At 73.3% G+C, this 12,177-nt stretch carries 11 protein-coding genes, 1 tRNA gene, 1 other RNA gene and 1 pseudogene; 3 read left to right on the top strand and 11 right to left on the bottom strand.

The features are described from left to right. Positions 1-3: 3 nt before the first annotated feature. The 10 genes from ACIOJE_RS00070 to ffs form a co-directional block, all read right to left on the bottom strand. Positions 4-795 (bottom strand): SURF1 family protein, encoded by a 792-nt coding sequence (locus tag ACIOJE_RS00070; protein ID WP_280673475.1) that lies wholly within the window; start codon positions 793-795, stop codon positions 4-6. A gap of 116 nt (positions 796-911) precedes the next feature. Further along, positions 912-2,096 carry a hypothetical protein gene (locus ACIOJE_RS00065; protein ID WP_400772291.1) on the bottom strand — a complete coding sequence of 395 codons (1,185 nt, stop codon included), beginning with the start codon at positions 2,094-2,096 and terminating at the stop codon, positions 912-914. Further along, positions 2,089-2,634 carry a SigE family RNA polymerase sigma factor gene (locus ACIOJE_RS00060; RefSeq protein WP_280673478.1) on the bottom strand — a complete coding sequence of 182 codons (546 nt, stop codon included), beginning with the start codon at positions 2,632-2,634 and terminating at the stop codon, positions 2,089-2,091. The genes ACIOJE_RS00065 and ACIOJE_RS00060 overlap by 8 nt, the downstream gene beginning before the upstream one ends. A 305-nt stretch (positions 2,635-2,939) precedes the next feature. Then, complete coding sequence (locus ACIOJE_RS00055; protein ID WP_400772289.1) at positions 2,940-4,013, bottom strand: aspartate-semialdehyde dehydrogenase; 1,074 nt, start codon at positions 4,011-4,013, stop codon at positions 2,940-2,942. Further along, entirely contained in the window at positions 4,010-5,290 is a 1,281-nt protein-coding gene (locus ACIOJE_RS00050; protein ID WP_280673482.1) for an aspartate kinase, read from the bottom strand. The genes ACIOJE_RS00055 and ACIOJE_RS00050 overlap by 4 nt, the downstream gene beginning before the upstream one ends. A 459-nt stretch (positions 5,291-5,749) precedes the next feature. After that, complete coding sequence (locus ACIOJE_RS00045) at positions 5,750-6,499, bottom strand: DUF5063 domain-containing protein (protein WP_280673484.1); 750 nt, start codon at positions 6,497-6,499, stop codon at positions 5,750-5,752. Further along, the gene (gene recR, locus ACIOJE_RS00040; RefSeq protein ID WP_280673486.1) at positions 6,492-7,091 is read right to left on the bottom strand and encodes a recombination mediator RecR; all 600 of its coding nucleotides are present in this window, start codon (positions 7,089-7,091) and stop codon (positions 6,492-6,494) included. The genes ACIOJE_RS00045 and recR overlap by 8 nt, the downstream gene beginning before the upstream one ends. 229 nt (positions 7,092-7,320) lie before the next feature. Further along, complete coding sequence (locus ACIOJE_RS00035; RefSeq protein WP_063348649.1) at positions 7,321-7,659, bottom strand: YbaB/EbfC family nucleoid-associated protein; 339 nt, start codon at positions 7,657-7,659, stop codon at positions 7,321-7,323. A gap of 105 nt (positions 7,660-7,764) precedes the next feature. Continuing rightward, positions 7,765-9,990, bottom strand: a complete 2,226-nt coding sequence (locus ACIOJE_RS00030; RefSeq protein WP_400772285.1) for a DNA polymerase III subunit gamma and tau — start codon at positions 9,988-9,990, stop codon at positions 7,765-7,767. Between the two features lie 81 nt (positions 9,991-10,071). Beyond that, positions 10,072-10,162, bottom strand: an RNA gene (gene ffs / locus ACIOJE_RS00025) — signal recognition particle sRNA small type. Between the two features lie 111 nt (positions 10,163-10,273). Between ffs and ACIOJE_RS00020 the strand changes: the two genes are divergently transcribed. Beyond that, positions 10,274-10,358, top strand: a tRNA-Ser gene (locus tag ACIOJE_RS00020). Positions 10,359-10,446: 88 nt separating this feature from the next. Here the strand turns inward: ACIOJE_RS00020 and ACIOJE_RS00015 are convergent. Further along, positions 10,447-10,983: pseudogene (locus ACIOJE_RS00015) on the bottom strand (tyrosine-type recombinase/integrase); the annotation flags it as partial. 200 nt (positions 10,984-11,183) lie between these two features. Here ACIOJE_RS00015 and ACIOJE_RS00010 point away from each other — a divergent pair. Further along, the gene (locus ACIOJE_RS00010; protein ID WP_400772283.1) at positions 11,184-11,789 is read left to right on the top strand and encodes a DUF2637 domain-containing protein; all 606 of its coding nucleotides are present in this window, start codon (positions 11,184-11,186) and stop codon (positions 11,787-11,789) included. A gap of 48 nt (positions 11,790-11,837) precedes the next feature. Next, on the top strand, positions 11,838-12,177 hold a 340-nt coding region (locus ACIOJE_RS00005; protein WP_400772280.1), incomplete at its 3' end, for a transposase.

Raw genomic sequence — 12,177 nt, 5'->3', positions numbered from 1 at the left:
GGGTCAGTCCAGGACCGGGTCCAGACCGAGGGCCCGGTCCTGCTCCGCCTCCCCCTCGCGGCGCACCAGGCGGAACCACATGAAGATGACGAAGCCCCCGAAGACGAACCACTCCAGGGTGTAGCCCAGGTTCTGGAAGGCCCGCAGGGTGAGCCCGTCCCCGCCCTGCGGCTGGACGGTCGGCACCGGGGTCAGCCCGGCCGGCACCGCGTCGGCGGCCACCCAGCCGTCGTACCAGCCGTCGTACGCCAGCACGTTGAGCAGCGCCGCCCGGTTGATCGTGCCGAGCTGGCCGGCCGGCAGACCGCCCGCCACCGCGCCGTTGCTGCCGCTGCTCTCCCCGGCCTGTAGCCGACCGGTGACGGTCACCTGCCCGGTCGGCGGCGGCACGGCCGCGGACGCGCCCTCGGCGGGCGCACCGGGCTCCCAGCCGCGGACCACGGCGGCGACGTGACCGTCCGCGGTACGCAGCGGGGTCAGCACGTAGTAGCCCTGCCTGCCGTCCACCACCCGGTTCGGGACGAGGAGCTGGTGCTCCGCGTCGTAGCTGCCGGTGACCGTGACGGGCTTGCCGACGGTCTCGGTGTTCACCTGCGGGGCGGCCGGGTTGAGCAGGTCGTCGATCGGCCGGACATCACTCGAAGCGGTGATGGACTGCTTGGTCTCCCGATGCGACGAGAACCGGTCCTCGAACCGGCCGAGCTGCCAGGAGCCCAGCCAGACGCACACCGCCACGGCCGCCACGGCCAGCGCGGTGCCGCCGAGCCAGCGGGGAGTCAGGAGGAACCGGTACACACCCCCCACGGTAACCACTCCTCACACCCGTCCCGCCCCCCGGGGTGCGCCGCCGGCCCGGCCGACCGGGCCGGTCACCGTCACGGGCTGAAGCCCCGCCGGGGCCGGCGCCCCCGTCAGCCCGCCGAGGGCGAGCCCGACGGCTGCGGCGCCGTTGCCCCCACCGGCTGGACGCCGCCGCGGTACAGGGTGCCGGCGCAGGTGATGGGCAGCGTGGCGGTGGCGACGGCGGGACTGCCGGGGGCGGGGGTGTGGGCGATGGTGGCGGTGGCGGGCCGGGTGCTGGGGTTGGCGGTCGGGGTGGCGGTGGGGCTGGTGCCGGTGGTGGGCCCGGCGCTGGGGGACGAGCTGGGCTGGGGGCCGCCGCTGGGGGCCGCCGAGGCGTCCGTCGCCGGGGCGGCGCCGCTGGCGGCGGGTGCCTGGGAGCCGGCGGCGGCCGACTTGGCGCCGCCCTGGCCGGTGGGCGCGGCGGTGGTGGCGGCGCCACCGCCGGAGGTGGGGCAGATCCGGTCGGGGATCCAGGCGAACGGCACCCGGTAGCCGGCCTGCGGGGCGAGGACGGGGGGGTCCGCGTCCATCGCGGGCAGGGCGGCGGCCGGGTCGCCGGCGGTGTGGTCGGCGGTGCGGACGAGGCTGCGGTCGGTGCCGCTCACCGCCGTGACGGCGACGGCGCCGGGGCCGCCGAGCCGGCAGCCGTGTCCGGAGACGTTGACCACGGTGAACGAGCCGTAGATCCGGCCGTCGGCGTCGGCCGGGCCGACCTGCGCGCCGCCCTGGCCGAGGTCGGCGCGGGTGCAGAGCGGGACGATCGCGCTGTCGCCGGTGCTGGCGGCGGGGACGGGCGCGGCGGGGGTGCCGTCGGGGCGGGTGGTGCTGGTGCCGGGGCTGGGCGAGGCGGTGGCAGGGGCAGAGGGCGAGGCGGTGTCGCCGGTGCCGCTGGGGCCGGGGCGCGAGGGTGTGCCGGTGCCGGTGCTGCCGCCGGTCCTGGTGCCGGTCGGGGTGGCGACGGACGGGCTGGTGGCGTCGGCCGAGCCGGGGCCGCCGGACAGGCCGAGGTGCTCCCCGTCGTGCAGCGCGGGCAGGGCGACGGCGACGGCGAGGGCGAGGGCGGCGGCGCCGGTCCAGGCCCCGCGCCGGACGGCCCGGCGGCGGGGTACGGCGTGCCGGATCCGCGGCAGGCCGCCGGGCTCGGGCTGGATGTCGGCGACGGCGTGCCGCATGAGCTCGCGGACGGCCCGTTCCTCGGCGGAGAACCCGTCGTCCTCGCCGCCCGAGGGCCGCTGCCCGGCGCCGTCAGCCATGTCCGGCCTCCATCTGGGTGCGCAGGGCGGCGAGTCCGCGCGAACCGTAGGCCTTCACCGACCCGAGCGAGATACCGAGGGTCTCGGCGACCTGCGCCTCCGTCATGTCCACGAAGTAACGCAGCACCAGAACCTCCCGCTGACGGCGTTGCAGACCACGCAGCGCGGCCTTCAACTGGTCGCGCTCCAGCGCATCGTAAGCGCCTTCTTCTGCACTGGCCATGTCAGGCATGGGCTTGGGCAGCAGCCGCAGACCGAGGATCCGTCGGCGCAGCGTGGAGCGGGACAGGTTGACCACGGTCTGCCGCAGGTAGGCCAGGGTCTTCTCGGGCTCGCGGACCCGGCGCCGGGCGGCGTGCACCCGGATGAACGCCTCCTGGACGACGTCCTCACAGGTCGAGAGGTCGTCCAGGAGCAGCGCGGCGAGCCGCAGCAGGGAGCGGTAGTGGGCCTGGTAGGTCTCGGTGAGCAGGTCCTCGCTGGTACCCGCGTCGGTACCGGCACCGGAGTCCGCCGCACCGGGTGCGACCGAGGTCATCTGGTCGTCTTCCGGCCTACTCGCCGGCCACGGGGCACGCGAGAGGAAGGCCACCGCGGCTCTCGCCGGGATGCCCGCCCCTACCCCCACCATCACGTTCGCCACGCCCGTTGGACACTCGATCCCCTGTCATGGTTGCCCAGCCCGGGGGCCATTCTTCCGCATCGGCGGAAGCGGCCTCCAGGGGATTCCATCGGGATTCCGGACAGATTGTGTCGAGGAGCGGACACTCCCTCCCCCGAGGTGTGCCCCTTCCTGCACCTGGGCGCGCCCCTTCCTCCCCCTGAGGCGTGTCCCTTCCTGCCCTAGAGCGCGTCCCCCTCCTGCTCCAGTGTCAGCTCGCCGGCCACCAGTTCCGCGATCTGCAGCAGGTTGAGCGCCGCGCCCTTGCGCAGGTTGTCGCCGCAGAGGAAGAGGTCGAGCGCGGCCGGCTCGTCCAGCGCCCGGCGCACCCGCCCGACCCAGACCGGGTCCGTCCCGACCACGTCGTTCGGGGTGGGGAACTCGCCGGCCGCCGGGTCGTCGTAGAGCACGACGCCGGGGGCGTCGCGGAGGATCTGCTGCGCGTGCTCCTGGGTGACCTCGCGTTCGAACACCGCGTGCACGGCCAGCGCGTGGGTGCGGACGACCGGGATGCGGACGCAGGTCGCGGAGACCTTCAGGGCGGGCAGGCCGAGGACCTTGCGGGCCTCGTCGCGGATGCCGACCTCCTCGGAGGACCAGCCGCCGTCCATCAGGAAGCCCGTCCAGGGCACCGCGTTGAGGGCGAGCGGGCCGGCGAACGGCCCGTGCTCGGCGATCACCGCGCGCAGGTCGCCGGTCTGCCGGCCGACCTCGGTGCCGGCCACCAGGGCGGTCTGCTCGCGCAGCGCCGCCTCGCCGATCCGGCCCTCGCCGGAGGCGGCCTGGTAGGAGGCGACGACGAGTCGCGCGAGCCCGTACTCGGCGTGCAGGGCACCGACGGCCGCGATCATCGCGAGGGTGGTGCTGGCCGGGCTGGCGACGATGCCGCGGGCGCGCAGCCGCAGCGCGGCCGCGTTGACCTCGGGGACGACCAGCGGCACGTCCTCGGCGGTGCGGAAGGCGGCGGAGTCGTCGACCACCACGACGCCCTTGGCGGCCGCGATCGGCGCCCACTGGGCGGCGACCTCGGCGGGGACGGCGAACACGGCGACGTCGATCCCCTCGAAGGCCTCCTCCGCCAGCGGGACGACCTCGACCGGCTCCCCCCGCACGACCGGCGTGCGGCCGGCCGAGCGCGGGGAGGCGATGAGTCGGACCTCGCCCCAGACGTCCTGGCGGAGGGAGAGCAGGCCGAGCAGCACCTCGCCGACCGCGCCGGTGGCGCCGACGACGGCGAGGTTCGCCCGCCGGGTCATCGCCCGGTGCCTCCGTAGACGACGGCTTCGTCCGTCTCGCTGTCCAGTCCGAAGGCGCTGTGCACGGCGCGGACGGCCTCCGGCACGTCCTCGGCGCGGGTGACGACCGAGATGCGGATCTCCGAGGTGGAGATCAGCTCGATGTTGACGCCCGCGGCGGACAGCGCCTCGAAGAAGGCCGCGGTGACGCCCGGGTTGGAGCGCATGCCCGCGCCGACCAGGGAGATCTTGCCGATCGCGTCGTCGTAGCGCAGCGACTCGTAGCCGATGCCCTCCTTGACCCGGCCGAGCGCGTCGATGGCCTTCTGGCCCTCGGCCTTGGGCAGGGTGAAGGAGATGTCCGTCAGCCCGGTCGACGCGGCGGAGACGTTCTGCACCACCATGTCGATGTTGACCTCGGCGTCCGCGATGGCACGGAAGATCCGGGCCGCCTCGCCCGGCTTGTCGGGCACGCCGACGACCGTGACCTTGGCCTCGGAAGTGTCGTGGGCGACTCCGGAGATGATGGCCTGCTCCATCTCGCCCCCTTCGGGCTTGTTCGGGTTCTCGTTGCTGACGATCGTCCCGGGAAGACCCGAGAAGGACGAGCGTACGTGAATCGGGATGTTGTAGCGCCGGGCGTACTCCACGCAGCGGTCGAGCAGCACCTTGGAACCGGACGACGCCAGCTCCAGCATGTCCTCGTACGCGATCCAGTCGATCTTGCGGGCCTTCGACACCACGCGCGGGTCGGCGGTGAACACGCCGTCCACGTCGGTGTAGATCTCGCAGACCTCGGCCCTGAGCGCGGCGGCGAGGGCGACGGCGGTGGTGTCCGAGCCGCCCCGGCCCAGCGTGGTGATGTCCTTGCTGGTCTGCGACACGCCCTGGAAGCCGGCCACGATCGCGATGTTGCCCTCGTCCAGGGCGGTGCGGATGCGACCCGGCGTCACGTCGATGATGCGCGCCTTGTTGTGGACCGAGTCGGTGATGACACCGGCCTGGCTGCCCGTGAAGGACTGGGCCTCGTGACCCAGGGATTTGATCGCCATGGCCAGCAGCGCCATGGAGATGCGCTCTCCAGCGGTCAGCAGCATGTCGAACTCACGGCCGGCAGGGAGCGGTGACACCTGCTCCGCGAGTTCGATGAGCTCGTCCGTCGTGTCGCCCATCGCGGACACCACGACGACGACCTCATGGCCGGCCTTCTTGGCGTCAACGATTCGGCGGGCTACGCGCTTGATGCCTTCGGCATCCGCAACGGATGAGCCGCCGTACTTCTGCACGACAAGGCCCACGTGCGCTCCTCGACTTGTGTCGTCTTCCGGGGGCGCCAGGCCCCCGCACCCTCCGGGGGAAGGGGGGTGTGCGGTCGACGCCAGTCTACCGAGCAGGGGTGCCGCAACCGGCGCTTTCCATATGATGAGACGCCCGTTTCAGCAGGTGGTCGGCGAAACGGGCGGCCCACCGGCAGGTCTGCGGGTAATTCGCCGCCGCTCCGAAGAATCGGCGGACGAATGGGCGGCGATCCGGCGGGATTTCTTTTCCGCGCGGAATGCTGAGGCATTCGTCACCATCAGCCGCCGGGGGGCCGGACGCCAGGGCGCCGGGGGCACTCAGCGAAAACCGGGGCGCGCGGCGAAAACCGGGGGCGCGGGGCGAAAACCCGGGGCACGCGGCGAAATCCGAGGGGCACACCGAAACCCGCCGCGCCGCCCACGACGCCCCGGACACCACGGGTGCACCGGAAACCGGTGCTACCGCCCGAGGCCCAGCTCGGCCGCCATCAGGTCACCGGCCTGCTGCTCCAGCTGCTCGTCCGTGAGGCCGTCGTCGTCGGTGTCGGCGCCGTCCGGCACCGCGCCGATCGGACTGTCCAGCCTGACGTGCGCGATCAGCGACTGCAGCGCCCGCAGCACCGCCGTGCAGGTCGTGCCCCAGTTGGAGAGGTACGAGAACTGCCACCACCACAGCGCCTCGCTGACCCGGCCCTCGCGGTAGTGGGTCAGCCCGTGCTGCAGCTCGCCGACCACGCCGGCCAGGTCGTCCGAGATCCGGAAGGCGTTCGGCTTCTCCGGCGGGCCGTACGGGTCGAAGACCTCGTGGTAGACGTCGATCGGCGCGAGCAGCACGGCCAGGCGCTCGCGCAGCTGCTCGCCGTCCGGCTCCGGTCCGGTGTCGGGCTCGAAGCGGTCCTCCGGGACGACGTCCTCGATGGCGCCCAGCCGGCCACCGGCCAGCAGCAGCTGCGAGACCTCCAGGAGCAGCAGCGAGACCGCGCTGCCCGGCTCGTCGCCCTTGGCGACCTCGGTGACGGCGAGCACGAAGCTCTCCACCGAGTCGGCGATCTGCACGGCGAAGTCGTCCGGCTCCGAACCGTGCGCGTGGGTGTGCGGGGTGTGGCTCTGCGGCTCCCCGTGCGGCTGCCCCGGCGGCGGCTGGTGGGCCTGCCCGTGGGACGGCTGGTGGGGCGTGTGGGGCTGCTGGTTGATCGTCCGGTCAGACATCGAGCAGTCGTCTCCCTTCGAAGGCGCGGCCGAGGGTGACCTCGTCCGCGTACTCCAGATCCCCGCCGACGGGCAGTCCGCTCGCCAGCCGGGTCACCTTCAGGCCCATCGGCTTGCAGAGCCGGGCCAGATAGGTGGCGGTCGCCTCCCCCTCCAGGTTGGGGTCGGTGGCCAGGATCAGCTCGGTGACCGTGCCGTCCGCGAGGCGCGCCAGCAGCTCGCGGATCCGCAGGTCGTCCGGGCCGACGCCCTCGATGGGGCTGATCGCGCCGCCCAGCACGTGGTAGCGGCCGCGGAACTCGCGGGTGCGCTCGATGGCGACGACGTCCTTGGACTCCTCGACCACGCAGATGACGCCGAGGTCGCGGCGCGGGTCCAGGCAGACCCGGCACTGCTCGGCCTCCGCGACGTTGCCGCAGACCGTGCAGAAGCGGACCTTGTCCTTGACCTCCAGCAGCGCGTGCGCGAGGCGGCGCACGTCGGTCGGGTCGGACTGCAGGATGTGGAAGGCGATCCGCTGGGCGCTCTTGGGCCCGACGCCGGGCAGCCTGCCCAGTTCGTCGATCAGGTCCTGAACCACGCCCTCGTACAACGTCGCGCCTTCCCTCGGATGGTCGGTGGTGCTCCGGTGCCATCATCCAACGAATCGGGCGCCGGACGCACCGCCCGACGCCCGACTCCCACATAAATCACATGGGACCGTTGTCTGAACTCCAGAACTTCAGGCCCGCCTGGTCGGCCCCTTGGGCGGGTCGGACACGGGCCCGTGGGCCGGTCCGGGTCGGACCGGCCTGCCGGGTCGCCGCTGAACCCCTACGAGGTCAGAACGGCAGGCCGGGGATGCCGCCGCCCAGGCCCTGGGTCAGCGGGCCCATGCGCTCCGCCTGCATCTTCTGCGCCGACTGGTTGGCGTCCCGCACGGCCGCCAGGACCAGGTCGGCCAGGGTCTCGGTGTCCTCCGGGTCGACGGCGGCCGGGGCGATGGTCAGCGCCACCAGCTCACCGGCACCGGTCACCGTGGCCTCGACCAGGCCACCGCCCGCCGAACCGCTCACCTTCGTCTCCGCCAGCTCCTGCTGCGCCTGCGCGAGATCCTGCTGCATCTTCTGCGCCTGCTTCAGCAGCTGCTGCATGTTGGGCTGGCCACCACCGGGGAACACGGCTCACTCCTCGCTGTCGTGCTCGCGATCCTGCATTGCTGTCCTGCGCGCAGTCCGCTCGCGTCGTCACGGCCGAGCCTACGTGCTGCCGGGGCGGGCCGTCGCTCAGTTGCCGCGGTGGTGGATCTCCTCCAGGACCGTCGCTCCCAGCTCGCGGATGATCAGCTCCTGACCGGAGAACGCCTCCTCGTTGAGGTCCGGGTCGTCCTCCTCCGGGATGTCGTCCTCCGGCGCCACCGCCTGCACCGGGCGGGCGGACGGCGCGGCCACCGGCGACGGGGCCTGGACCGGCGCGGGCGCCACCGGGGCGGCCGGCACCTGCGGCGAGGGCTGCGGCTGGACCGGCGCGGGCGCCGGGGCCGGCGGCGCGGCGGCCGCCGGACGGGCCGGGGCTCCCCAGCCACCACCGGACGGGGTGGCGGCCGGGGAGCCACCACCGGAAACGCCACCGGAGCTGCCACCCGACGGGTCGACGATGCACTCGATCCGCCAGTCCACACCCAGCGCGTCGGCCAGCGCCTGGCGCAGCACGTCGTCGCTGTTGCTGCCGACGAAGCTGTCCCGGGCGCCCGCGTTGATGAAGGACACCTGGAGCACGCTGCCGTCGAACCCGGCCACCTGGCCGTTCTGGCTGAGCAGGATCCAGGTGAAGCGGCGGCGGTTCTTCACCGCCTCCAGGATCTGCGGCCACAGCTGCCGGACCTGCGCCGCGCCCTGCTGCGCGGCGCCCGACGGCTGCCCGGCCGGGGCGCCCACGGGCGCCGGGGCAGGTGCCGGCGCGGGCGCGGGCGCGGGCGCTACGGGGGCGGGGGCGGGAGCGGGCGCGGGCGCGGGCGCGGGGGCGGGGGCGGCCTCGGCCACCGGGGCCGGCGACTGCGGCGCGGGAGCGGCGGCCGGGGCCCCGCCCGCCGGCGGGAAGCTGCGCGGGATCGGCCAGGCGCCCGGCGCGGGCCCGGCGGGCGCCGCCGGGGCGGCCGGCGCGGGGGCTACCGGGGCCGGCGGTGCGACCGGTGCCGTCTGCACGGGCTGGGCCTGCGCCGGGGCGGCCTCGGCCACCGGGGCCGGCGCCGGAACAGGCGCGGCGGCGGGCGGCGCCACCTGCGCACCCAGGCCCACCTGCGCGGACAGGCCCACCGGCGCACCCAGGCCCACCGGCACGGCCAGTCCACCAGCCGCCGCCCGGCGCTCCAGCTTGTCCAGCCGTGCCTGCAGCGACAGCTCGTCGCTGTACGCGCCCGGCAGCATCACCCGGGCGCAGATCAGCTCCAGCTGCAGCCGGGGCGCCGCGTTGCCGCGCATCTCGGTCAGCCCGGTGTTGACGATGTCCGCCGCCCGGCTGAGCTCCGCCGCACCGAACGCGTCCGCCTGCGCCTGCATGATCGCGACCCGGTCCGCCGGGGCGTCGATCAGCCCCTTCTCCCCCGCGTCCGGCACGGTGGCCAGGATCACCAGGTCGCGCAGCCGCTCCAGCAGGTCGGTGACGAAGCGGCGCGGGTCGTGCCCGCCCTCGACCACCCGGTCGATCACCTGGAACACCGTCGCCCCGTCCTGCGCGGCGAAGGCGTCCACCACCTCGTCCAGCAGCGCCGAGTCGGTGTACCCGAGCAGCGCGGTCGCCATCTGGTACGTCACGCCGCCCTCGGCGGCACCGGCCAGCAGCTGGTCCATGACCGACATCGAGTCACGCACCGACCCGGCCCCGGCCCGGACCACCAGCGGAAACACCGAGTCCTCGACCTGGATGCCCTCCCGGCCGCAGACCTCCGCCAGGTAGTCGCGCAGCGTGCCCGGCGGGACCAGCCGGAACGGGTAGTGGTGCGTCCGGGACCGGATCGTCCCGATCACCTTCTCCGGCTCGGTGGTCGCGAAGATGAACTTGAGGTGCTCCGGCGGCTCCTCGACCACCTTGAGCAGAGCGTTGAACCCGGCCGAGGTCACCATGTGCGCCTCGTCCAGGATGAAGATCTTGTAGCGGCTGTGCACCGGCGCGAAGAACGCCCGCTCCCGCAGCTCACGCGCGTCGTCCACACCACCGTGCGAGGCGGCGTCGATCTCGATCACGTCGATCGAACCGGGCCCGCCGGTCGCGAGGTCGCGACAGGACTGGCACTCCCCGCAGGGCGTCGGCGTCGGCCCCTGTTCGCAGTTCAGACAGCGGGCCAGGATGCGCGCACTCGTCGTCTTCCCGCAGCCGCGCGGCCCGCTGAACAGGTACGCGTGGTTGACCCTGTTGTTACGCAGGGCCTGCTGGAGCGGAGCGGTCACGTGCTCCTGCCCGATGACCTCCGCGAAGGTCTCGGGGCGGTAGCGGCGGTACAGGGCTAGGGACACACCCCCGACGATATCGGGACGCACCGACAAACGCGTCGCCCCTCACCTCGCCACCGTCCCCGCCCCCCGGTCCGGGAACGCAAAGACCCCCCGTGCACCCGCCAGAGCCCTCCTACCCTTGCTGCCTTCCGGCCCTGGGGGGGTTCAGAGAGATAACGCCACACGAGGGGCTGACCCCCACACTACCGGATCCGGGCCCCGACGATCCACAGGCCACCCCCACCCTCCCGCCTACGGGATAGCTGGTCGCGACCACCCCCGAACATGTACTAAGCTCTCCCACGGAGGATTCGCCTAGAGGCCTAGGGCGCACGCTTGGAAAGCGTGTTGGGGGCAACCCCTCACGAGTTCGAATCTCGTATCCTCCGCCCTTGCCCAGTAGGGCAGTTGAAGGCCCCGACCGGGTTTCCGGTCGGGGCCTTCTTCGTGTCGTCGTCTCAGTTGGGGTTCTGGGCCTCAGGCGGCGTCTTCACCGGGCTCCTCTGGGCCAGATCCGACGTCGCCCCACAGAGCCGCGCCGATCTTCCTGCCGACGTCGTTCAGCATCGGCTCGGTGACCTGCTGGTAGCGCTGGGCCATCGAGGTCGAGGACCAGCCCATGATCGCCATGACGATCCGCTCCGGCACGCCGAGCAGGAGGAGGACGGTCGAGGCGGTGTGACGGGCGTCATGGAGGCGGCCGTCGCGGATGCCGGCCTCGCGCAGGAGCCGCTTCCAGTGGTGGTAATCGGTGCTGGGGTTGAGCGGCTCGCCGGTCTCCGAGGTGAAGACGTAGCCCTTGTCCGTCCAGAGGTGACGCGCGAGGGCCCGCTCGCGGTCCTGCTCCTCCTTGTGCTGCCGGAGGATCACGACGAGCTGCTCGGGCAGCGGCACCGCACGTCGCCCGGCTCGGGACTTGGTGTCCTTGGTCTCGCGTCGGATCGGCTCCTTCTGCGGGCAGAAGCCGGGCTTGCGCCCGCAGCGGTCGCCGCAGCCGTGCCGGTACTCGGGCCGCGTGCCCGCCCCGCCCACCACCTACCCCGCTGCCCGACCCTCGGCGCTATACGCACCGTCCCGACCCCGCACACCGCCGCGTCCACGGCACCACCCGGGCAGCCGAACCCGCCCCAGCTCAGAGCCCGTCCCGCAGCCCCAAGACGGCAAAGACGGCAATCCCACAAACCACCACCTGACCCGCGAGGACCACCTTCCGCATGACCGCCACCACCCCACCGCCGCGTCTACCCCGCCCGGACGCCGTCCTCGTACAAGCCGCCATCGCGGGCGCTCTGTCCTTCGCCCACCTCCACGACATCGCCGAAGCCGCCGGACAACACGGCTGGAAAGCCTGGGCCTACCCCGTCTCGGTCGACCTGCTGCTCGTCGCCGCCTGGCACCGCATGCGGACCCTGCGCACCACCGGACGTCCCGCCGGCACCGCCTGGACCTGGTTCGCCATCGCCCTGACCGCCTCCCTCGGCGCGAACGTCGCCACCGCCGGCCTCCTCGACCTCGCCCACGTCCCCGCCTGGCTGCGGATCATGGTCGCCGGATGGCCCGCCCTCGCCTTCTTCGGCGGCACCCTCCTCGCCCACCGCGCCACCGCAACCGCGACCGCGACCGCGACCACCACCGAACCGAAGCCCGCCGAGCGCGAACTCCCTCTCCGCGAAAACGCCGAGCCTGCACCGGCGACCGAGCCCGCACCGGTGACGGACGCGGAGCAGGATGACCTGCCCGCCGACGAACCGGTGCCCGAGCCCGACGACGACGTCCGGCCCGACGGGACGTCGGCCCGACAGCCGGGAACGGGTCTGTAAAAGGGAGTGTCATGAATCAGGTGGACACCCTGATCAAGGGAGACACTGATGAGCTCGCTGACGGATCACCAGATCGGGTCGGCTTCTGACGGTTCGGTTTCGTCGGAGTCCGGAAGGGCCGATGCCTTGGACATGGGTCCGAGGAAGAACACGGGTGCGTCGGATGTGGTGGCGTCGGTCGCCGAGCTGGCGGCCGAGCAGGCCAGGGCCGGCGGGATGCAGTTGCTCGGTGAGGGCGGGCTGCTGCAGCAGCTGACCCGGCACCTGCTTCAGGAAGCCCTGGAAGCCGAGACGGACGAGCACCTGGCCTCAACCGCGGAGCCGGGCCGCTCCGCCCGCAAGGGCGGCAACGCGCGCAACGGCTACCGAATGAAGACCGTGATGACCG

The organism is Kitasatospora sp. NPDC087861 (genome assembly GCF_044742585.1).
In the GTDB taxonomy this organism is placed as follows: Bacteria; Actinomycetota; Actinomycetes; order Streptomycetales; family Streptomycetaceae; genus Kitasatospora.
The sequence above is the reverse complement of the archived record's forward strand: the minus strand, read 5'-3'. Positions and strand labels throughout refer to the sequence as shown.

What these genes read in the sequence shown, in the direction of transcription:
- ACIOJE_RS00065 (WP_400772291.1), bottom strand. Translation starts at nt 2,096, where the DNA reads ATGGCTGACGGCGCCGGGCAGCGGCCCTCGGGCGGCGAGGACGACGGG.
- ACIOJE_RS00060 (WP_280673478.1), bottom strand. Translation starts at nt 2,634, where the DNA reads ATGACCTCGGTCGCACCCGGTGCGGCGGACTCCGGTGCCGGTACCGAC.
- ACIOJE_RS00010 (WP_400772283.1), top strand. Translation starts at nt 11,184, where the DNA reads ATGACCGCCACCACCCCACCGCCGCGTCTACCCCGCCCGGACGCCGTC.
- ACIOJE_RS00055 (WP_400772289.1), bottom strand. Translation starts at nt 4,013, where the DNA reads ATGACCCGGCGGGCGAACCTCGCCGTCGTCGGCGCCACCGGCGCGGTC.
- ACIOJE_RS00045 (WP_280673484.1), bottom strand. Translation starts at nt 6,499, where the DNA reads ATGTCTGACCGGACGATCAACCAGCAGCCCCACACGCCCCACCAGCCG.